General features: G+C 68.6%; 18 protein-coding genes. 6 read left to right on the top strand and 12 right to left on the bottom strand.

Annotated elements, in window-relative coordinates; all coding sequences use genetic code 11:
* Positions 1–31: 31 nt before the first annotated feature.
* The 6 genes from J3R73_RS08780 to J3R73_RS08805 all read right to left on the bottom strand — a co-directional run bounded on the left by J3R73_RS08780 (position 32) and on the right by J3R73_RS08805 (position 7,129).
* Complete coding sequence (locus J3R73_RS08780) at positions 32–973, bottom strand: ABC transporter permease (protein ID WP_307425158.1); 942 nt, start codon at positions 971–973, stop codon at positions 32–34.
* A complete protein-coding gene (locus tag J3R73_RS08785; protein WP_307425161.1) occupies positions 970–1,956 on the bottom strand; it encodes an ABC transporter permease in 987 nt (328 codons plus the stop codon). The genes J3R73_RS08780 and J3R73_RS08785 overlap by 4 nt, the downstream gene beginning before the upstream one ends.
* Positions 1,953–3,458 carry a sugar ABC transporter ATP-binding protein gene (locus J3R73_RS08790; protein ID WP_307425164.1) on the bottom strand — a complete coding sequence of 502 codons (1,506 nt, stop codon included), beginning with the start codon at positions 3,456–3,458 and terminating at the stop codon, positions 1,953–1,955. The genes J3R73_RS08785 and J3R73_RS08790 overlap by 4 nt, the downstream gene beginning before the upstream one ends.
* 268 nt (positions 3,459–3,726) lie before the next feature.
* The gene (locus tag J3R73_RS08795) at positions 3,727–4,752 is read right to left on the bottom strand and encodes an ABC transporter substrate-binding protein (protein WP_307425167.1); all 1,026 of its coding nucleotides are present in this window, start codon (positions 4,750–4,752) and stop codon (positions 3,727–3,729) included.
* 127 nt (positions 4,753–4,879) lie between these two features.
* On the bottom strand, positions 4,880–6,067 hold the full coding sequence (locus J3R73_RS08800) for a Gfo/Idh/MocA family protein (protein ID WP_307425170.1): 1,188 nt from the start codon (positions 6,065–6,067) through the stop codon (positions 4,880–4,882).
* A gap of 3 nt (positions 6,068–6,070) precedes the next feature.
* Complete coding sequence (locus J3R73_RS08805) at positions 6,071–7,129, bottom strand: sugar phosphate isomerase/epimerase family protein (protein ID WP_307425173.1); 1,059 nt, start codon at positions 7,127–7,129, stop codon at positions 6,071–6,073.
* A gap of 365 nt (positions 7,130–7,494) precedes the next feature.
* Between J3R73_RS08805 and J3R73_RS08810 the strand changes: the two genes are divergently transcribed.
* From J3R73_RS08810 to J3R73_RS08820, 3 genes are read left to right on the top strand one after another with little or no spacing between them, the layout of a single operon-like run.
* The gene (locus J3R73_RS08810) at positions 7,495–8,280 is read left to right on the top strand and encodes an oxidoreductase (protein WP_307425176.1); all 786 of its coding nucleotides are present in this window, start codon (positions 7,495–7,497) and stop codon (positions 8,278–8,280) included.
* A 10-nt stretch (positions 8,281–8,290) separates the two neighbouring features.
* The gene (locus J3R73_RS08815) at positions 8,291–9,775 is read left to right on the top strand and encodes a mannitol dehydrogenase family protein (RefSeq protein WP_307425179.1); all 1,485 of its coding nucleotides are present in this window, start codon (positions 8,291–8,293) and stop codon (positions 9,773–9,775) included.
* On the top strand, positions 9,768–10,697 hold the full coding sequence (locus J3R73_RS08820) for a MurR/RpiR family transcriptional regulator (protein ID WP_307425182.1): 930 nt from the start codon (positions 9,768–9,770) through the stop codon (positions 10,695–10,697). Before J3R73_RS08815 ends, J3R73_RS08820 begins: the two co-directional genes overlap by 8 nt.
* Positions 10,698–10,873: 176 nt before the next feature.
* On the opposite strand, the gene J3R73_RS08825 is transcribed toward J3R73_RS08820, so the two are convergent.
* The 3 genes from J3R73_RS08825 to J3R73_RS08835 all read right to left on the bottom strand — a co-directional run bounded on the left by J3R73_RS08825 (position 10,874) and on the right by J3R73_RS08835 (position 14,648).
* Positions 10,874–12,025 (bottom strand): IS5 family transposase, encoded by a 1,152-nt coding sequence (locus J3R73_RS08825; RefSeq protein WP_307437221.1) that lies wholly within the window; start codon positions 12,023–12,025, stop codon positions 10,874–10,876.
* Between the two features lie 188 nt (positions 12,026–12,213).
* A complete protein-coding gene (locus tag J3R73_RS08830; RefSeq protein WP_307425183.1) occupies positions 12,214–13,116 on the bottom strand; it encodes a glucosamine kinase nucleotide-binding domain-containing protein in 903 nt (300 codons plus the stop codon).
* 440 nt (positions 13,117–13,556) lie between these two features.
* Positions 13,557–14,648 (bottom strand): Gfo/Idh/MocA family protein, encoded by a 1,092-nt coding sequence (locus J3R73_RS08835; protein WP_307425186.1) that lies wholly within the window; start codon positions 14,646–14,648, stop codon positions 13,557–13,559.
* Between the two features lie 358 nt (positions 14,649–15,006).
* Between J3R73_RS08835 and bla the strand changes: the two genes are divergently transcribed.
* Positions 15,007–15,864 carry a class A beta-lactamase gene (gene bla / locus J3R73_RS08840; RefSeq protein WP_307437223.1) on the top strand — a complete coding sequence of 286 codons (858 nt, stop codon included), beginning with the start codon at positions 15,007–15,009 and terminating at the stop codon, positions 15,862–15,864.
* Between the two features lie 148 nt (positions 15,865–16,012).
* Here bla and J3R73_RS08845 read toward each other — a convergent pair whose 3' ends face one another.
* Positions 16,013–16,918, bottom strand: a complete 906-nt coding sequence (locus J3R73_RS08845; RefSeq protein WP_307425191.1) for a LysR family transcriptional regulator — start codon at positions 16,916–16,918, stop codon at positions 16,013–16,015.
* Between the two features lie 108 nt (positions 16,919–17,026).
* On the opposite strand from J3R73_RS08845, the gene J3R73_RS08850 reads away from it, so the two are divergent.
* Both J3R73_RS08850 and J3R73_RS08855 read left to right on the top strand, forming a co-directional pair.
* Complete coding sequence (locus J3R73_RS08850) at positions 17,027–17,851, top strand: oxidoreductase (protein ID WP_307425194.1); 825 nt, start codon at positions 17,027–17,029, stop codon at positions 17,849–17,851.
* On the top strand, positions 17,848–18,180 hold the full coding sequence (locus tag J3R73_RS08855) for an Atu4866 domain-containing protein (protein WP_370880073.1): 333 nt from the start codon (positions 17,848–17,850) through the stop codon (positions 18,178–18,180). Before J3R73_RS08850 ends, J3R73_RS08855 begins: the two co-directional genes overlap by 4 nt.
* Positions 18,181–18,213: 33 nt before the next feature.
* On the opposite strand, the gene J3R73_RS08860 is transcribed toward J3R73_RS08855, so the two are convergent.
* Both J3R73_RS08860 and J3R73_RS08865 read right to left on the bottom strand, forming a co-directional pair.
* On the bottom strand, positions 18,214–19,464 hold the full coding sequence (locus J3R73_RS08860) for an RNA polymerase sigma factor (protein WP_307425197.1): 1,251 nt from the start codon (positions 19,462–19,464) through the stop codon (positions 18,214–18,216).
* Positions 19,461–19,814: a YciI family protein gene (locus J3R73_RS08865; protein ID WP_307425200.1), complete on the bottom strand. Its 354-nt coding sequence runs from the start codon at positions 19,812–19,814 to the stop codon at positions 19,461–19,463. Before J3R73_RS08865 ends, J3R73_RS08860 begins: the two co-directional genes overlap by 4 nt.
* Positions 19,815–19,884 lie beyond the last annotated feature (70 nt).

Genomic DNA, 19,884 nt, shown 5'->3' on the forward strand with positions numbered 1-19,884 from the left:
GCTGGGCGCATGGTTGCCGCCTATGCCCGCCTCACGCCGTCAGGCGGGCATAGGCGGCGGCGAGCAGCAGGATGATGGCGCCGTAGAGGATCTGCTTGACGGGCTCGGTGACGTCCAGCAGCGTCAGGAGGCTGGTGAGGACGGTGAGGATCAGCGCCCCGACGATGGTGCCGGCATAGCCGCCGCGGCCGCCGAAGATCGAGGTGCCGCCGATGATCACGCAGGCGACCGACGGCAGAAGATAGGAATCTGCAAGACTGAGGTCGGAGGCGTTGGTGCCGCCGACGAGGACGAGGCCGGCGACGGCGGCCAGCACCGAGCAGAGCAGATAGTCGACGAACAGCACGCGCCAGACCCGGATGCCGGCGAGGTGGCACGCCTCGCGATTGTCGCCGACGGCATAGAGCAGGCGGCCGAAGCCGCTGCGGTGCAGGCCGAACAGCATCAGGGCGGCGACGGCGAGCCACAGGAAGAGATCGACCGGCACGAGGCCGAAAACCTTGCCGGCGCCGAGCGTCTGGATGAAGGCGGGCACATGGGGCTGGCTCGCCAGCATCTGCTGGCTGTAGACGATCATCACGCCGCTCGTCATCAGTCCGGTGCCGAGCGTCATGATCAGCGGCTGCACCCTCAGGAGGGCGACGCCGATGCCGTTGACGGCACCGACGACGACGCCGAGCGCCAGGGCGATGCCGAGGGCGGGGACGTCGCCGGAGGTGGCGTTCGTCGCCAGCAGATAGGCGGCGGCGGTGGCGACGCTGGCGACAGACAGGTCGATGCCGCCGGTGAGCATCACTAGCGTCTGCCCGGCGCCCATGATGGCGAGCGGGGCTGCGAACAGCAGGACGTTGGAGGTCCACAGCGGCGTCACCGTTCCCGGCCGTGCGACCTCGACGCCGGCGACGAAGAGCGCCAGGAGAAGCACCAGCGCGAAGATGGTGCGGTTGCGCAGGAAATCGAGGACTGCCGTCATTTGCGGGCCTGCATGAAGCTCACGAAGCCGCCGATCATCACCACCAGCACGATCAGGGTACCCTGGATGACCAGGCCGTAATTCGGATCTATGTTGAGGAAGACTAGGTCCATCGGGATCAGCGACAGCAGCAGGGCGGCGGCGACCGGCCCGATCATGCCGCCGCGCCCGCCATTCAGGCTGACGCCGCCGATCACCGCCGCGGCGACGCTGCCGAGCGTATAGGTGGTGCCGGCGAGCGGCGCGCCGATGCCGGTCGTCATCGTCAGTGCGATGCCGCCGGCCGCGCAGGCGATGCCGCCGAAGGTGTAGGCGAGGGTGCGGGCCACCCGCACGTCGACGCCGCTGCGGAAGGCCGCCACCGGATCGCTGCCGGCCGCGTAGAGCAGGAGGCCGATGCGGCTGAAGCGGATCGGCAGCCAGATCGCCGCGATCACCACCGCCATGACGATGAGGGCGTTCGGCACCCATTCGGAGAGGTCGGCGCCGGAACCGATGTTGAGGAATTCTGGCGGCGCGCCGCCGCCGGGCCGCTCGAGGATGAGGAGGGCGACGCCGCCCCAGATGAAGCCGGTGGTCAGCGTGACCACGACGTCGGGAATGCGCGAGACCGCGACGACCAGCCCGTTGAGCGCACCCTGCACGGCGCCGGCGACGAGGATGGCGGCGGCGATGAGGAGAGAATCGCGGAAGGAAGCCTGCTGCATCAGGCTCGCCGACAGCACGTTCGAGACGGCGATCAGCGAGCCGACCGACAGGTCGATGCCGCCGCTGATGACGACGATCGTCTGCGCCGCGGCGGCCATGGCGAGGGGGAGGGCGCCGAGCGCCAGCGACTGTACGTCGAAGGAGCCGAAATTGGGATGGACGAAGGCCGTCGACAGGATGGCGGCGAGGAAGACGAGGGGCATGCCATAGGCCCGGACCTGCCGGCCCAGGGCACCGAACATGCCGGATGCGCGCGAGGGGGCGACAGGGGTCATGGATGGGCCTCCACGGCATCGGGAGCGGACAGTCCGTGGGCGGCGTGGAGCAGGCGGGCTTCGTCGGCCTCCCCCGCATCCATGGCGCCGGAGATGCGGCCGCCGAACAGCACGATGGCGCGGTCGCAGGCGAGGCGGATCTCGGGAAGCTCCGAGGTGAACAGCAGCACGGAGGCGCCCTGGGCCGCGATCTCGCGCAGCAGGGCATAGATCTGCCGTTTCGTGCCGATATCGATGCCGCGCGTCGGGTCGAAGCACAGCAGCGTGCGGAAGCCCGAGGCCAGCCAGCGTGCGATCACCACCTTCTGCTGGTTGCCGCCGCTGAGCCGGCGCAGTTCCGGCGAGGCGCGCGTGTCGATCTGCAGCCGGCGGACGGCATCGTCGACGCGCCGCTTCTCCTCATCCATGGCGATCGGGCCCCAGGCCCGCAGGCGGCCGAAGGCGGCGAGGGCGACGTTCTCGCGGATCGAACGCTGCTGGAGCAGGGCCTGCAGCCGGTTGGCGGGCACCAGCACCAGCCCGGCCCGGATGGCATCGGCCGGATGGCGCAGGCGCAGCACCTCCCCATGGGTGCGGATTTCGCCGGAAGAGGCCCGGCGCACGCCGGCGATGCAATCGAAGAGTTCCTCCTGCCCCTGTCCTTCGAGCGCGGCGACGCCGAGGACCTCGCCCGGCGCGACCCGGAAGGAGACGCCACGCAGCGCATGGCCATAGGCGAGATCGCGCACCTCGATCGCCGCGGGCCGATCCGCCACGGCGGCGGAGGCACGCCGCGCGGGCGCTTCGGCAGCGGCCCTCGCGACGTCGGTGCCGAGCATCATGTCGACGATCCGGCTCTCGGCGCCCGCCGTCGGGGTGACGCCGACCGTGATGCCGTCGCGCAGCACCGTCGCGCGGTCGCACAAGGCGGCGACCTCGGCCATGCGGTGCGAGATGAAGATGACGCTCCTGCCGCTCCGGCGCCATTCGCGCACCAGGGCGAAGACGCGCTCCGACAGATCGACGGGAAGGGCCGCCGTGATCTCGTCGAGCAGCAGGATGCTGGGATTGGAAGCGATGGCGCGCGACAGGTCGATCAGCCGCAGCAGCGCGAAATCGATGTCGCGGGCTGTGCGGGAGAGATCGATGTGGTCGATGCCGAGATCGCGCATCGCCGCCTTGACGGCATCGAGGGGGACGCGTGCCAGCCGCATGTTCTGGGCGACGGTGAGGTCCGGCACGATGGCCGGGTCCTGGTAGACGGAAACGATGCCGGCCTTGCGCGCTTCGGCGGGCGAGCGGAACACGCTCGCCTTGCCGGACAGCGCGATCTCGCCGGCATCGGCCGGAAAGACGCCGGTGATGATCTTGACGAGGGTGCTCTTGCCGGCGCCGTTGGCGCCCATCAGGGCATGGACCTCGCCCGCCCGCACCTCGAGGTCGGCCGAACGCAGCGCCACCACCGAATCGAAGCGCTTGGCGACGCCGCGGATGCGCAGGAGCAGGTTGTCATCCGCGCTCATCAATCCCCGCTCGAAAAGAGTGTCATGGCGTCACGTCTATAGAAAAGAGCGCGATCCTCCTTCTCCCGGGTGGGAGAAGGTGCCCCGAAGGGGCGGATGAGGGGCTGACGCTTGACAGCTGAAGCGCAGCTATCGAGCGCTACTCACTTCAGGTTCAGACCCTCATCCCCCTGCCGGGACCTTCTCCCGAATGGGAGAAGGCTGCTAATTTATCTGCCCATCGCGCAGGAAGAGCGGACCGCCTCGTCACCGTTCCGGGAAACGGCGGTCACGGTCCCTTGCAGGCGAGGATCTGGTCCATCGTGTAGGTCGTGTAGGGCGGCACCGACACGGCGACGCCGTAGAACGGATCGAGCTTCGGATTATAGGCCTGCTTCAGCTGGGCGATGCCGGCGTCGGAGTTGTCCCACACCGTCGGGGTGATCTTCACGACGTGCGGATAGTCCTTCTTCTTCTCCAGCACGTCGAGCGCCAGGGCGAGGCCCGCGCCGCCCACCGCCGGCGGATTGCTGACGGCGACGCCGGTGAGGCCCTTGTCCTTCAGGCTGATCAACTGGCCGATGAAGCCGTTGTTGTCGGCGCCGACGACCGGCACAAACGGCTTCTGCGCCGTCTTGTAGGCGTCGACCACCGGTGAATCGAGGCCGGACGTCCACACGCCGTCGACCTGCTTGCCGGAGGCGAGAATGTCCTTCATGGTCTGCGAGGTCTTGTTGAGCGCCCAACCGGTGAAGACCGAGGTCACCTTGATGTTGGGATAATCCTTCAGGGCTTCGGTGAAGCCTTCATGGCGGTCGGCGTCGGCGGGCACGCCGTCGATGCCGCGCATCTCCAGCACGTCGCCCTTGCCGCCGAGCTTGTCGAACAGCCATTTGGCGCCGACCTTGCCATAGGCGACCTGATCGTTGCTCAGCACATAGGCCTCCGGCGCCGACACCGCCTGGTCGACGGCGACGACGACGATGCCCCTGGCCGCCGCCTGCTTGATCACCGGATTGAGCGCCTCGCGATCGGAGGGGTTGATGATGATGGCGTTGGCGCCGGCCGAGATCAGGTTGCGCATGTCGGCGATCTGCTCCGAGGGGCCACCATTGCGGTTGGCGACGATCACCTTGGAGACGAGGCCGGAGGCTTCGGCCTGGGCCTTGATCGAGCAGATCATTTCCTCGCGCCAGCCATTGCCGATCAGCGTGTTGGACACGCCCACGACATATTTGCCCGCCGCCATCGCGCCGTCGGCCATGAGCAGCGCGGACACCAGCGAAGCGCCGGCCACCAGATATTTGCTTTTCATCGTTTCCTCTCCGGTCATGCGCGTTGCGGCTTCAGCCGTTCGATGGCGCAATGATTGCATTCAAACCGCTTTCGAGAAAAGTTGACAGGCCTTTCGACGGAAACGGCGGCAGAATTAGAGACAGAGGCTAGAGCAGGCGTGTGGAGACCCAGGCGCCGTCGTTGCGGCTCGAGGCGACGGCCGCCTCGATGAAGGCGATGCCGCGCGCCCCGTCGAGGACGTCCGGCGTCGAGGCGAGGGCGGCGGGGCTCGGCGCCCGCCCCGCCCGGCGGGCGCGGATCAGTTCGACGGCGTCGCGGTAGAGATTGGCGAAGCCCTCGACATAGCCCTCCGGATGGCCGCCCGGCATGCGCGAGCCGCGCCGCGCTTCGTCCGTATTGGCCGGGCCGCCGCGCTGCAGCAGCCGCGTCGGCTCGCCATAGGGGGTGAAGCGCAGGAATTCGGGCATCTCGCCGGCCCATTCGAGCCCCGCTTTGGTGCCGTAGACCTTGAGGCTGAGATTGTTGAGGTTGCCGACGGCGACCTGACTCGCCGTCAGCACGCCGCGGGCCCCGCCTGCAAAGCGCATCAGCACATGGGCGTTGTCGTCGAGCCGGCGGCCGGGCACGAAGGTGGCGAGGTCGGCCGAAACGCGGTCGAGTTCGAGGCCGGTGACGAACAAGGCGAGGTTGTGGGCGTGCACGCCGATGTCGGCGAGGCAGGCCGAGGCGCCGGCGCGGGCGGGGTCGGTCCGCCATTCCGCCTGCTTCTGGCCGTCCGCCTCGATCGGGTTGGTCAGCCAGTCCTGGATATAGCTCGCATGGACGACGCGGATGTCGCCGATCTCGCCGGCGCGGATCATCTCGCGGGCCTGGCGCACCATCGGATAGCCGGTGTTGTTGAGCGTCACCGCGAGGACGAGGTTGCGCGCGCGGGTGAGGGCGACGAGGTCCCTGGCCTCTTCGAGCGAGGCGGACAGCGGCTTGTCGCAGATGACGTCGATGCCGGCTTCGAGGAAGGCCCTGGCGACAGGGTGGTGCAGATGATTGGGCGTGACGATGACGACGGCCTCGATGCCATCCGGCCGCGCCGCCTCGCGCGCCGCCATCTCCCGATAGTCCGCATAGATGCGGTCCGGCGGCAGGCCGAGGTCGAGACCCGACAGCCTGGCATTCTCCGCATCGGCCGAGAGGGCGCCCGCGCTCAGCGTGATGAGGTCGTCGAGCCGCAGCGCCATGCGGTGGACGGCACCGATGAAGGCGTTGCGCCCGCCGCCGACCATGCCGACCCTGAGCCTTCCTTCGCCGCCGACGCCGTCTCCCGTCGCATAGACCATGGGTCAGCCTCCGACGCCGAGCAGCCTGAGATTGGTGGCGCGGTCCGCCCCGGTGGCGGCGAAGTCGTCGAACACGCGGTCCGTCACCTCGATGATGTGATCGGCGATGAACTGGGCGCCTTTTCGCGCCGCGACTTCCGGGTGCTGCAGGCAGCACTCCCATTCATAGACCGCCCAGCCGGCGAAATCATAGCCGGCCAGCTTGGAGAACACCGCCTTGAAGTTGACCTGGCCGTCGCCGAGCGAGCGGTCGCGGGCGGCTCGCTCCAGCCAGCCCTTGTAGCCGCCGAAGACGCCCTGCCGGGCGGTGGGATTGAACTCGGCGTCCTTGACGTGGAACATCTTGATGCGCTCGTGGAAGACGTCGATGAAGCCGAGATAGTCCATGCCCTGCTTGATGTAGTGGCTGGCGTCGTAATTGATGTTGCAGCGCCGGTGGCCGCCGACCGCATCGAGGAACATCTCGAAGGTGTCGCCGTCGAAGACGTCCTCGGTCGGATGGATCTCGTAGCAGAGGTCGACGCCGTTCTCGTCATAGAGATCGAGGATGGGCTGCCAGCGCCGCGCCTGCTCGGCGAAGCATTCCTCGATCAGGCCGGCGGGCCGCTGCGGATAGGGATAGAAATAGGGCCAGGCGAGCGAGCCGGTGAAGGTGACGTGCTCGGTCAGGCCGAAGCGACGCGAGACGCGCGCGGCCTTGCGAACCTGATCCACCGCCCATTCGTGCCGCTTCTGCGGGTTGCCGCGGACATGAGGCGGGCACTGGCCGTCGAACAGGGCGTCATAGGCCGGATGCACGGAGACCATCTGGCCCTGGAAATGGGTGGAGAATTCGCTGACGGCGATGCCGATATCGGCGAGCTTGCCCTTGACCTCGTCGCAATAGGCCTCACTCTCATAGGCCTCGTCGAGATCGAAGAAGCGGTGATCCCAGGTCGGGATCTGGATCGCCTTGTAGCCATAGCCCTTGGCCCAGCCCGCGATGCCCTCCAGCGTGTTGTGGGGCGGCGTATCGCGGGCGAACTGGGCGAGAAACAGGCCGGGGCCCTTGATGGTCCGCATGCATTGCCTCCCGATGCGCACACGGGTTCGAGCCCGTGATCGTCGTTGTTCTGGGAAAATTCCAGCTATTGAAGAGATAATCGCAATAAATTTCGATTTGTCAAATCGGTTGTCGGCCCATTTCACCCTCCCCTGGAGGGAGAGGGTCGACGCGCAGCGTCGGGGTGGGGTGGCTTCCGGCTCGGAATTTCATGTTATTTCATGGATAGGTCGAGCATCATCACCCCACCCCGGCCTTTCAGGCCGACCCTCCCCCTCCTGGGGAGGGTGGTGGAGACGGACTTGGATAGAAAGAATTTTCTGATATTTGACATTTGGAAATTCTCATCCACAATTGCCGGAGGACGGGCAGGCGGCGGACCGGCATGGAGACGCAGGTGGACGGGCGGATCGTTCTCGTCACGGGGGCAACGCAGGGGATCGGGCGCGCCATCGCGGTGGCGGCGGCGAAGGCGGGCGCCGAGGGCATCGTCCTGGTCGGGCGCGATCGGGGGCGCGGCGCGGATGCGGCCGCCGAGGTCGCATCGCTCGGGGCCGCGGCGGCGTTCGTCGCCGCCGACCTCGGCGAGGCCTCGGCACCCGCGGCTGTCCTGGCGGCGGCGCTCGCCCGCTTCGGGCGCGTCGACGCGCTCGTCAACGCCGCGGCCGAGACTGATCGTGGCTCTGTCGCGCAGGCGCCTCCGGACTTGTGGGACCGTCTCTACGCGGTCAACGCCCGGGCGCCCTTCTTCCTCATGCAGGGCGTCGTCAACCATCTCAGGGCGCGCGGCGCGCCGGGGGCGATCGTCAACATCCTCTCCATGAACATGCATGGCGGCACGACGGACCTAGCCGTCTACGCCTCGACCAAGGCCGCGCTGGGGCTGCTGACGAAGAACGCCGCCTTCGCCCATCGCTTCGACCGCATCCGCATCAACGGCATCAATGTCGGCTGGGCCGACACGCCGGCCGAGCGCCGCATGCAGGCGGTGACGCTCGGACTCGGCGAGGGCTGGCTGGCGGCGGCCCAGGCGGCCCAGCCCTCCGGCCGCCTGTTCTCGCCCGACGACGTCGCGCGGCTGGCGCTGTTCCTCCTCGGCGACGCCTCGGGGCCGATGACCGGCTCCCTCATCGACCAGGAGCAGGCCTATGTCATCGGCGTCAGGGCCTGAGGCCGCGACCATGCAGCGACTGACAGCGTCGACGCTTCACGCCGTTCCCGCCGATATCCGCCGCCCGTGCTACGATCGCGAGCGGCTGGCGGTCGGCATGGCCCATATCGGCGTCGGTGCCTTCCACCGCTGCCACCAGGCCGACTATACCGACGACATGCTCGAGGCGCGGTTCGGGCCCTGGGGCGTCGTCGGGATCAATCTGCATCCGCCGCGCCTCGCCGGCCCGCTCGGCGCGCAGGACGGCCTCTACACCCGCACGCTGCGGGAGGGCGGCAGGGCCGAGACGCGGGTGATCGGTTCGATCCGCCGCGTCATCGACGCACAGGATGCCGCCGGCGCCGAAGCCGCCATCGCCGCCCTGGCTTCTCCCGCCGTGCGGGCGGTGACGATGACGGTGACGGAGAAGGGCTATTGCCATGTTCCGGCTTCCGGCGCGCTCGACTGGTCCAACCCGCAGCTTTGCCGCGACCGCGATGGCGCGGGGGTGCCGGGCACGGTCCTCGGCCTGCTCGCCGCGGCCTTCGAGCGGCGCCGGGCCGCCGGCGCGCCCGGGCTGACCGTGATCAGCTGCGACAACGTTCCCGCCAATGGCGCATTGCTGCACGCCGTCCTCGCGGCGTTCCTGGATGTCCGTTCGCCGCCGCTCGCGGCATGGATGGAGGTCCATGTCGCCTTCCCCTCGACGATGGTGGACCGCATCGCGCCCGCGCCGACCGAGGCGGACAGGGCCTTCGCGGCCGAACGGACCGGTCTCATCGACGAGGCGGCGGTGGTCGGCGAGCCGTTTCGCCAATGGGTGATCGACGACCGTTTCATCGCCGAGCGGCCGCCCTGGGACCTCGCCGGCGCGCAGTTCGTCGCGGACGTGACGCCCTATGAGCTGATCAAGATGCGCGTCCTCAACGCGGCGCAGTCGACGCTGTCGCATCTGGGCGCCATCCTCGGCCACGACTTCAGCTTCGAGGCGGCCTCGGATCCGCTGCTGTCGGCCCTGACGCGGCGCATGCTGGAGCGCGAGACGGCGACGACGCTGCCGGACGTGCCGGGCATGGCGGCGGACGCCTATATCGCCACCTCGATGGCCCGCATCGCCAATCCCGCGATCCGCCATCGCTGCCACCAGATCGGCACCGACGGCTCGCAGAAGATCGTGCAGCGCTTGGTCAATCCGCTGCGCGAGCGTCTCGCCGCCGGCCATGCGCCGGGTCTGCTCGCCCTCGCGGTCGCGAGCTGGCTCGCCTACGCCCTGTGCGGGGCGCGGCGGTTCGGGGCGCGCTGGGTGCCGGACGATCCGCTGGCGCCGCGCGTCGTCGCGCTCGGCGAGGAGGCCGGCGGCGACTTCGAAGCCCTGGCGCGGGCGCTGCTCGGCATCGGGGCGATCTTCGGCACCGACCTCGCCGCCTCGCCCGCCTGCGCGGCGATCGCCCGGCATCTGGAGGGGCTGCTTTCGGTCGATCCGCGCTCCTATCTCGCCGGGGTCGCGCATGGATGACGATCGCGACACCACGGGCGATGTCGTTCCCGTGCTGAACAAGGGCGCGGACCGCGCCGCCCTCGGCTATTCGCGGCCGGAAAGCTACGAGGAACTGCGCGCGGTGCTCTCCTCCGGCACCGTGCGCCTGCCCAAGAAGCTGCGCCAGGTCGCGATCCATCTGTGGCAGCACCCGACCGCGGTGGCGCTCGGCACGGTGACGAGCCTCGCCGAACAGGTCGGCGTGCAACCCTCGACCCTGGTCCGCTTCGCCCAGACCTTCGGCTATTCCGGCTTTTCAGACCTGCAGGACATCTTCAAGGCCTATCTGCGCGGCGGGCAGGGCGCCGGCGAGGTGACGGCGCCTGCCGAGGGGGGCGCGGGGAGCGAGGCGGCCGGGCTGGTCGACGGCTTCGTCAGGTCTTCCACCCTGTCGCTGTCGCGCGTGCGCGACCGGCTGGACCTCGGCCAGTTCGAGGCGATCGCCGCCACGCTGGCCTGGGCCGAGCTGATCTACATCATCGGCTCGAAGCGCGCCTTCACGGTGTCGAGCTATATGTCGCTGGCGCTCTCCAAGCTCGGTATCCGCAACATCGCGGTCGACAATGTCGGCTCGGCCGCCTTCGAGCATCTGCGCTGCGCGACGCAGGCCGACGCGGTGCTCGCGATCAGCTTCACGCCCTACAACTCCATCACGCCCGAACTGGTCGCCTCGGCGGCGCAGCGCAACGTGCCGATCGTCTCGATCACCGATAGCGCCTTCAGCCCGCTGGTGCCGCTGTCGAAAGCCTATGTCGAAGTCGTCGAGGAGGATTTCGCCGGCTTCAAGTCGCTGGCGGCGACGCTTTCGGTGGCGATGGCGCTGGTGCTGCGGGTGGAGCAGATAAGGGGGGGAGATCAGTCGCCTTCTCCCGGTTGGGAGAAGGTCCCGGCAGGGGGATGAGGGTCTAAACTTTGCCGAATGGGACTTAGCAGGCTGCGGAAAAACGTGTTGCGTGGCCGCATATTTTGGCTGAGGGCCTGATTTTTTGGGCTCGGTTTGATTTTGGCGGCCGGTTTTCATGCAATGACCGCTGCCAAAACAGCATTTTGGATGCGTTTTCCGACATTTTGGCGCAGTTATCCTTTGATTTCGATCAATTTGGGCAATCGGATCAGATTGCAGGCCGCCGCCGTCAGCGTGAAGGACCAACCGACGCGTTCAGTGCCTCGATGGCGGGTCTTGCTCAGTCCGCCACAGGTCTTGATCCAGCCGAACCCTTCCTCGATCCGCTTGCGGATGCGCTGGCTGAGAGCGTAGCCGGCATGCCGGGTGGTGCGCCCGTCAATGGCGGAACGCCGGTTGGTGGTGTTCTGCGCCACATGCGGGGTGACCTTGATACTGCGCAGATCCGCCACAAAGCCAGCCACGTCATAGGCCTTGTCGGCAGCGACCGTGATGCGATGACGGGCGTTGCGGCGCCTGAGCATGCTCAGGGCCGCTTCCCGCTCGGCAGTGCCGGTCGCAAGCGTCAGTTCGGTGTCGACGATCAGGCCGTGGCGGTTCTCCATGAGGAAGTGCCCCATATGGCACAGCCTGGCCGCGGCGCCGCGGCCCTTCTTGTAGAGCCGGGCATCCGGATCGCTGGTCGAGGCATGGGTCCGGTTGCTGCGCTTCTCGCCATGGAAATCGCGCTCGGCATTGCGGCCGCCGGCGGGCTTGCCTTCCGGAGCCGCACCGGAAGCCGGCGGGACGCTGCCCGAACCGCCATCATCGTCCTTGTCCGGGCTGTCGGCCCTATCGGCCTTGGGTTTGAAGCCCTTGATGCTCGCCCAGGCCTCGATCAGGGTGCCGTCCACCGAGAAATGATCCTCCGACAGCAAGGCCGTCACCCGCGGCTGGGACAGCAGCGCAGCCAGGAACTTGGCGGCGATATCGCCTTCCTGCAGGCGCTCGCGGTTCTTGGTGAACACCGTCACATCCCAGATCGGCGCATCCATCGACAGCCCGGCAAACCAGCGGAACATCAGATTGTAATCCATCTGTTCCATCAGTTGCCGCTCCGAGCGGATCGTGAAGAAGGCCTGCAACAGCAGCGCACGCAGCAGCTTCTCCGGCGGGATCGAAGGACGCCCATGCCTCGAATACAGCTTGTCGAACTCCGGCGACAACACCTCCAGCGCCTCGTCGACAATCGCACGGATCGCACGCAGCGGATGATCCGCAGGAACCCGAGCTTCGCAGCTCACATACGAGAACAGACTCTCCGTTCGAACATCAACTCCGCGCATCAATCCGCTCCCGTTCCTGCACCAGCAGTGAATCAGCATGGAACGCTTCGAGGAAGACTTTTTCCGCAGCCTGTTAGTGACTGCGCTTGAATTGTCGAAGGTTAGGCCCCCATCCGGCGCTGCGCGCCACCTTCTCCCGCTCGGGAGAAGGGAATCGCGCTCTTTCCTGCAAGCCGAGCGCTCGCCGCCTATTCGAACACCATCCGCTCCGGCGGCGCCTCGCCGCGGGCGACCAACAGGCAGCCTTCGAGAGGGTCGCCGGCGGCGTCCTGCACCGGGCGGCCGATACGCTCGACCAGCCGGGGCTGCATCACCGGCGCGAGCCCGCCATTGAGATAGAGCGGCACGTCGGCGCAATCGAGCGAGCCGACGAGATCCGTGAGGTGGCCGACGGCCCTCGCCAGGATCGCGGCGGCGACCGGGCAGCCCTTTTCGGCGAGATCGAGCACCAGCGGCGCGAAGGCGGCGACGCGGTGGGCCGTCAGGCCGGAGAGGGCGCCTTCGAGCAGGCCCGTCACGCCGCCGATCTGCGCCATCACCGCCTCGGCCAGAAGCGACGGCGCGGCGATGCGGTCCCGTACCGCCAAGGCATGGCGGATCGCCCGCACGCCCATCCAGGAGCCGCTGCCCCTGTCGCCGACGATCCAGCCCCAGGCGTCGCGCTGGATGGAGGAGCCGTCCGCGAACAGGCGATGGCCGGCGACGCCGGTGCCGATGGTGACGAGGGCGCAGGGCCGGCCGCCGCCGGCGCCGATCAGCGCCGCATAGCCGTCGCTCATGACGAAGACGGCCGCGAAGGCCGGGCCGCGGGCGAGGAACGCCTCGCGCGGGCCCTGCACATAGAGGCCGGCGCCGCCGATCGCGAAGGTCACGCCCGAAAGGTCCTGCGGGTCGCGCCCGGCTGCGGCATTGAGGTCCCGCCACAGGTCGAGGAGACTGTCGGCGGCCTCCTCGCTGTCGTAGCTGGCATTGGCCGGCCCGGCTTCGGCGCTGGCGATCACCGTGCCCGAGCCGTCATAGAGCTGGCCGCGGCTGCGGGTGGCGCCGGCATCGACGCAGAAATAGAGCGGGGGGTGGTCGATGTCGGTCATGTTTTCCCACTCCTCGGCTGTGGGGGGGAGCCCCTGCCTCTGTTATCCCTTGGCGGCGCTGTTCACCGCCCGTCTCGCCCGGGCATTTCGAAACGCGGCGCCGACGGCCCCTTCTCCCCGGCCTTACGGGGAGAAGGTAAGGATGAGGGGCTGCGCTTCTCTCTCCGGAAAGATACCGGTGATACGGCAGCGGTCTCGGCGCCGCCCCTCACCTTTATCCTCTCCCCGCGAGCGGGGAGAGGGGACATCGGCGTCGCGGCAGGCTATCGGCGTCGCCGTCTCGCCCGGCCCTTTCGAAACGCGGCGCCGGCCGCCCCTTCTCCCCGTTCCCGCGGGAACTCCGCATTTCCTGCGGAAATGCTTGGGGTAAGGATGAGGGGCGGCGCGACTGTATGGCAGATACCCGGCTCGATCGTCTCGTCCCGCCTCGACGCTGCCCCTCAGAGTTCGACCATCCGCTTTTCCTTGATGCTCAGATCCGCCGCCAGCACGATCTTCAGGCTGTTGACGGCCGCTTCCATGTGTTCGTCGAGATCGCCGTCGTTGCGGATGGCGTCCAGCAGGTAGATCTGCTCGAGGCGGCAGATGGCGTCATGGTCCGGCTTGTCGACCACGGGGATGATCTCGTCGCCATGCACGAGCTTCTGGTCGGCATCGAGCGCGGCATGGTGGACGAGCACCGATTCCATCCTGCCATGGGTGTGGATGTCGGAGGAGAAGGTCCAGTCCGCGCCTTCCGGCGTGCCGAGCTTGTGCGAGGGCGGCACCACGCTGATGCTGCCCTTCGGCCCGATGATGTCCTTGACCATGAAGGCCGTCTCGCTGATCGAAGGGCCCCAGGCCGCCTCGTACCAGCCGATCGAGCCGTCGTCGAAGAAGACCTGGAGATGGCCGTAATTATACTGGTCGGGCGCGATCTCGTCGCTGAGGCGCGCACCCATGCCGCTGACGCGCACGGGCTTGGCCAGCGTCATCTGGCACATGGCGTCGACATAGTGCACGCCGCAATCGACGATCGGCGACAGGGCCGAGAGCAGGTTCTTGTGCCAGGTCCAGGACGGGCCGATCGATTGCTGGTTGAGGTTCATGCGCATGACCAGCGGCTTGCCGAGGCCCTGCGCCAGTTCCACCACGCGCTTCCAGATCGGATTGTGGCGCATCGAATAGCCGACGACGAGCTTGCGGCCATGCTTGCGGGCGGCGGCGACGACGCGCTCGGCGTCCGCCGCCGTCTCGGCCAGCGGCTTTTCGATGAAGACATGGGCGCCGGCCTCGAAGGCGGCGACCGCGAAATCCGCATGCGTGTCCGGCCAGGTGTTGATGGAGACGACGTCCGGCTTCACCGCTGCGAGGGCTTCGTAATAATCGGCATAGCGCGGAAGGGCGGCCCAGGCCTCCGGCAGGTCCGTCCGCTTGTGCACGCCGCGCGCGCACAGCCCGGCGATCTCGTAGCCCTCCAGCCCGTCATAGGCGCGTCCATGCGCCATGCCCATATGGCCGAGCCCGACCAGCAGAACCCGCAATGGCGGCATGTCCGAACCTCCCAATGCACCGGCGTCCGGGCCGGCTGGCATCGCCCGCGCCGGACGGGGCAAGGGCGCGTCGCGAAGCGTCGGATGTTTGATTGGGAGCGAGCGTAAGGGGAAATCATGGGACGTCAAGCGGCGCGTCCGATGGTTTTGGCGCGGCCGGCGGCTCCTTCGCCGCAAGGCCGCCTTGGCCATGCGCGACCGAGAGGCGAGGAACCCCGTCAGTCACCCGGGGCTAGGCCAGGAGAGAAGCGTCCGTCTGTACTCCCTACGGTTTCCATCCTCCTCCCATGTCCATAATTGTGCCGTCATCTTCGATATTTAAGAATAAGAGCTGAGATAGGAGTTAAACAACGTGACCATGCTGAACCGCCGTGCCGTGGTGATCGGTCTGCCTCTTTCGGTCGGGCTTGGCGTTCGCAGTGCCATGGCCCGGGACGACGGGACGCTGGCCGCCATCGAGAAACGGCATGGCGGGCGGCTCGGTGTCTTTGCCCTCGATACGGCAAGCGGGCGCACCCTTGCCCATAGGGCGGACGAACGTTTCCTGATGTGCAGCACCTTCAAGGGGCTCCTCGTGGCCCAGGTCTTCGCCAAGGTCGACGCGGGCCGGGAGAGCCTGTCGCGGATGATCGCCTACACCGCGAGCGACCTGATCTTTACGTCGCCGGTCACGAAAGCCAATCTCGGCAAGGGAGAGATGTCGGTCGGCGAGCTGGCGCGGGCCGTCCTTGAATACAGCGACAACACCGCGGCCATCCTGCTGATGCGAAGCGCCGGGGGCCCGCCCGGCCTCACGGCATTCCTGCGAAGCCTCGGCGATACGGTGACTCGTTCGGATCGCTATGAGCCGACATCGAACCGATATAGCGGCGCGCTCGATACCACGACGCCACGCGCCATCGTCGGCTCGGCTCACAAGATACTCCTCGGGGATGTATTGAAGGCCGACACCAGGGCGCAGCTCGAGGCCGGTATGGCCGCCTGCAAGCCGGGTGGCAGACGCATCCGGGCTTCGCTGCCCGAAGGATGGTTCATCGGAGACCGGACCGGCGAGAACGTCACCGAGGAATCGAACGACTACGCGATTGTCCGTCCGCCGGGGCGCGCGCCGTTGCTCATAGCCGTCTACTACCACTCGCCGAAGATGAGCGCGGCGGAGCGTGAGGCGGTGATCCGCGAAGCGGGTTCCGCCTTCGTCGCTTGGGCGCAAGGATAGCGGTGTTTCCCGGGAGCGCGGACGTCCCGTCCGCTCTCGCCGACCCCGAGCGCGCCGTTCGACCAGCAGACGCTACGGGAGCCGTCAAAGAAATTGGCCCGCGTTCGAAGCGGTGGGTCCCCGGTAGTGGCTCGTTCCGAGCGCCGCTTCAACCCTTCACCCGCACGGCGTCGATGAAGGCGCGCAGCGCCGGCGCCATCTGGCGTTGCTGCGGGTAGCACAGGAACAGGCCCGGAAACGGGGCGGACCAGGGTTCCAGCAGCTTCACGAGGCGGCCGGCGGCGATGTCGTCGGCGACCGTCTGTTCCACGGCGAAGCCGATGCCGATGCCCTGGAGGGTGGCCCGGCGCGCCGTCTCCTTGTCGTCGACGATCAGCGGCCCGTCCACCACGACGGAGAACCAGCGCCCGTCCTCGAAGAATTCCCAGGCATAGGGCACGGCATGGCCCGGCCAGCGCCAGCGGACACAGCGATGATGCACGAGGTCGCGCGGATGCTCCGGGCGGCCATGCGCGGCGAGATAGGCGGGCGCGGCGACCGCGACCTGGCGCAGGTCCGGGCCGAGGCGCAGGGCGATGAGGTCGCGCTCGATCACCTCGCCGATGCGGATCGCCGCATCGAAGCCGCCGCCGACGATGTCGACCACCTCGTCGTCGACGGCGATGTCGAGCACGACATCCGGACAGGCCTGCGCGAAGGCGGGCAGGATCGGCTCGATATAAGTCTCGACGGCCGAGCGGAACGCATGGATGCGGACGGTGCCGGCGGGGCGCTCGCGATAGCGCCGCACCTGGCCGACGGCGTCGCCGAGCTCCGAGACGGCCGGCCGCACCCGGTGGAAGAGGTTCTGCCCGGCCTCCGTCAGCGCGACGCTGCGGGTCGTGCGGTTGAACAGCCGCACGCCGACGCGTTCCTCGAAGCCGCGCACCATCTGGCTCAGCGCCGATGGCGAGACGCCGAGGATCTCTGCGGCACGGGAAAAGCTCAAGAGTTCGCCGACGACGACGAAGGCGCGGAGCTGGTTGTAGTCGCTGCCCGAGAGAGGAGAGTCCATGGCGCATTCCACCACTTTTAAGCTGGACTTACAAGTGCTGTCAGATGCCGAGGTATTCTGAACGGGCGGCGCCGGGACTATCTCCCGAGTCCCTGAAGGAGACTTCTCATGAAGACATGGTTCATCACCGGTATTTCGCGCGGCCTCGGCCTCGCGCTCGCCAAGGCGGCTTTGGCCGAGGGCGACACCGTCATCGGCACGGTGCGCAGCGGCACGCCCGATCTCGACGCCGGGCCGGGCACGCTGCACGTCCTGTCCGTCGATATCGCCGACGGCGCGGCGGCGGAAGCGGCGGTCGAGCGGGCCTTCGCCCTCGCCGGCCGCATCGACGTCATCGTCAACAATGCCGGCTACGGCCTGCTCGGCGCCGCCGAGAAGGCCACCGACGCGGAGATGACGCGCCTGTTCGAGGTCGACGTGTTCGGGCCGTTCCGCATCATCCGCGCCGCCCTGCCGCATCTGCGGGCGCAGGGATCCGGCCACATCGTCAACATCACCTCGATCGCCGGGCGGGCGCCCGGGCCGGCCTCCGTCCTCTACGCGGCGGCCAAGCACGCGCTCGAAGGGCTCTCGGCGAGCCTCGCCCAGGAGGTGGGGCCGCTCGGTCTCAAGGTGACGGCGGTGGCGCCCGGCGCCTTCCGTACGGATTTCCTCTCCACCCATTCGATCCGCAAGAGCGAGACGGAGGATCCGGCCTATGCGCCGAGCGTCGGACGCGCCGCGGCGGCCTTCGACGGCATGGCCGGCAAGCAGCTCGGCGATCCCGACCGGGCGGCCCAGGCTATCCTCGCCGCCGTCGCCGCCGCCGAGCCGCCGCTGCACCTGCTGCTCGGAACCGACGCGCTGCGGCGGGCCCGGACGAAGCTTGATGCCGTCATCGAGGAGATGGACCGCTGGGAAGAGGTGACGCGCGGCACGGATTTTCCCGGCTGAGGCAGCGTTGCGACAGGCACCAAAACCGTACGGCCGGGCCGGCCGTACGGACCCCCGCCCGTATCACGATTGATCGGAGGAGCACGATGCAGGACCATCCCTATCTCGGCATGTGGGTAACCGCCGACGGCCATATCCGCCAGGAACTCCTGCCGGACGGCCGCTATGACGAGCAACGCGGCACGCGCAGGAGCGCCTATCGGGGGCGCTATGAGGTGCGCGGCACCCATATCGACTATTGGGACGATACCGGCTTCACCGCCGACGGCACCTTCGTCGGCGAGGACCGGCTGCACCATGGCGGCATGGTCTTCCTGCGCGAACGATAGGCGTGCGCCCTTCGTGAACCGTGGCTGTCCGGCCTATGCGCCCAGCAGGGCCTGCCGGCGCTGCAGGAAGCGCCGCACGGCCGGATCGCCTTCGAGGCCGATGGCGATCTCGTAGGCCTCGTGGGCCTGCCGGCGCGCGCCGGTGCGGGAGAGCAGGGCGGCCCGGGCGGCCCAATAGGGCTGGTAGCCGGCAAGGCGCCTGTCGGTCTCGACGTCGGGCATCGCGTCGAGCGCCGCGGCCGGGCCCTGCCATTCGGCGAGAGCGAGGGCGCGGTTGAGCGCCACCACGGGCGAATCCAGGAAGGCGGCCAGGGCGTCGTAGAGGTGCACGACCGCCTCCCAGTTCGGCCGGCCGGTCCGGCAGCGGTGGACATGCGCCGATTGCAGCGCCGCCTCGAGCTGGTAGCGCCCGATGGCGCCGAGCGAGCGCGCCTGCCGCAGCAGGCCTTCAGCCTCGCCGATCATGCGCCGGTCCCACAGGGCGGTGTCCTGCTCGTCGAGCGGGACGAACTCGCCGTCGCCGCCGCGCCGGGCCGGGCGGCGGGCCTCCGCATGCAGCATCAGTGCCAGCAGACCATGGATCTCGGGCTCTCGCGGCAGCAGCTCCGAGACGATGCGGGCCAGGAAGATAGCCTCCGCCGCCAAGTCGCGGCGTGCCTGGTCGAGGCCGGCCGGGTCGGCCCACCCGGCGGTGAAGGCGGCATAGACGGCATCGAGCACCGCCTGCAGGCGCGCCGGCAGTTCGGCATGGTCCGGCACCTCGAAGGGGATGCCGGCCTGGCGGATCTTCTCCTTGGCGCGCACGAGGCGCTTGCCCATCGCCGCGGGGGAGGCGAGGAAGGCCGAGCCGATCAGGCGGGCGTCGAGGCCGAGCACCGCCTGCAGCATCAGCGGCGCATGAATGCCGGCCTCGATCGCCGGATGGGCGCAGGCGAACATCAGCGCGAGGCGGCGATCGGGAATGTCCGGCGCGGCTTCCATGGCCTCCAGCCCCTGGGCGAGGACGAGCAGCTGGCCGGCGGCGGCCTCGCCGGTCCGCATCCGCCGGCTGCCGTCGACCAGCTTGCGCCGGGCGACGGTCAGCAGCCATGCTTCGGGGTTCGAGGGGCAGCCTTTCGCCGGCCAGTCGGCGAGCGCCGCCGCGAAGGCGTCGGCCAGGGCGTCCTCGGCCTGGGCGACGTCGCGCGTGCGGGCGGCGAGGAAGGCGACGAGCCGCCCATAGCTGCGGCGGGCGGCCAGCTCCGCCGTATCGCGCGCCGCACCGTCGCCCGCCGGCCCGTTCACGCCGTCATCGACCAGATCGGCCTGACCTCGACGACGCCATGGGCGGCGCCGGGGCAGCGCCCTGCCCAGGACAGTGCCGCGTCCAGGTTCGGCACGTCGATGAGGAAATAGCCGCCGAGCTGCTCGCGGGCCTCCGCATACGGACCGTCGAGGACCTGCGGCCGGCCGTTTGCGAGGCGCACGGTGGTGGAGGCCGAGCTCGGCTGGAGGCGGCCGCTCGCCCGCAGCACGTCCGCCTGCTTGAGCGCCTCGATATAGGCGCCATAGGCGGCCAGGCCCTGTTCCTGCTCGGCCTTCGACATTGCGGGCCACTTGGCCTCGTCCACATAGACCATCAGCATATATTGCATGGGAATTCTCCTTCGGTTGCGGCGGAGGATCGCTTCCGCCGCTTCCATGACGCGCCGGCCATCCTCATTT

The organism is Labrys monachus, assembly GCF_030814655.1.
GTDB classification, from domain to species: Bacteria; Pseudomonadota; Alphaproteobacteria; order Rhizobiales; family Labraceae; genus Labrys; species Labrys monacha.

Excerpts from the sequence above, each read along its gene's own strand:
- J3R73_RS08780 (WP_307425158.1), bottom strand. The coding sequence starts at position 973 with ATGACGGCAGTCCTCGATTTCCTGCGCAACCGCACCATCTTCGCGCTG.
- J3R73_RS08785 (WP_307425161.1), bottom strand. The coding sequence starts at position 1,956 with ATGACCCCTGTCGCCCCCTCGCGCGCATCCGGCATGTTCGGTGCCCTG.
- J3R73_RS08790 (WP_307425164.1), bottom strand. The coding sequence starts at position 3,458 with ATGAGCGCGGATGACAACCTGCTCCTGCGCATCCGCGGCGTCGCCAAG.
- J3R73_RS08795 (WP_307425167.1), bottom strand. The coding sequence starts at position 4,752 with ATGAAAAGCAAATATCTGGTGGCCGGCGCTTCGCTGGTGTCCGCGCTG.
- J3R73_RS08800 (WP_307425170.1), bottom strand. The coding sequence starts at position 6,067 with ATGGTCTATGCGACGGGAGACGGCGTCGGCGGCGAAGGAAGGCTCAGG.
- J3R73_RS08805 (WP_307425173.1), bottom strand. The coding sequence starts at position 7,129 with ATGCGGACCATCAAGGGCCCCGGCCTGTTTCTCGCCCAGTTCGCCCGC.
- J3R73_RS08810 (WP_307425176.1), top strand. The coding sequence starts at position 7,495 with ATGGAGACGCAGGTGGACGGGCGGATCGTTCTCGTCACGGGGGCAACG.
- J3R73_RS08815 (WP_307425179.1), top strand. The coding sequence starts at position 8,291 with ATGCAGCGACTGACAGCGTCGACGCTTCACGCCGTTCCCGCCGATATC.
- J3R73_RS08820 (WP_307425182.1), top strand. The coding sequence starts at position 9,768 with ATGGATGACGATCGCGACACCACGGGCGATGTCGTTCCCGTGCTGAAC.
- J3R73_RS08825 (WP_307437221.1), bottom strand. The coding sequence starts at position 12,025 with ATGCGCGGAGTTGATGTTCGAACGGAGAGTCTGTTCTCGTATGTGAGC.
- J3R73_RS08830 (WP_307425183.1), bottom strand. The coding sequence starts at position 13,116 with ATGACCGACATCGACCACCCCCCGCTCTATTTCTGCGTCGATGCCGGC.
- J3R73_RS08835 (WP_307425186.1), bottom strand. The coding sequence starts at position 14,648 with ATGCCGCCATTGCGGGTTCTGCTGGTCGGGCTCGGCCATATGGGCATG.
- bla (WP_307437223.1), top strand. The coding sequence starts at position 15,007 with ATGCTGAACCGCCGTGCCGTGGTGATCGGTCTGCCTCTTTCGGTCGGG.
- J3R73_RS08845 (WP_307425191.1), bottom strand. The coding sequence starts at position 16,918 with ATGGACTCTCCTCTCTCGGGCAGCGACTACAACCAGCTCCGCGCCTTC.
- J3R73_RS08850 (WP_307425194.1), top strand. The coding sequence starts at position 17,027 with ATGAAGACATGGTTCATCACCGGTATTTCGCGCGGCCTCGGCCTCGCG.
- J3R73_RS08865 (WP_307425200.1), bottom strand. The coding sequence starts at position 19,814 with ATGCAATATATGCTGATGGTCTATGTGGACGAGGCCAAGTGGCCCGCA.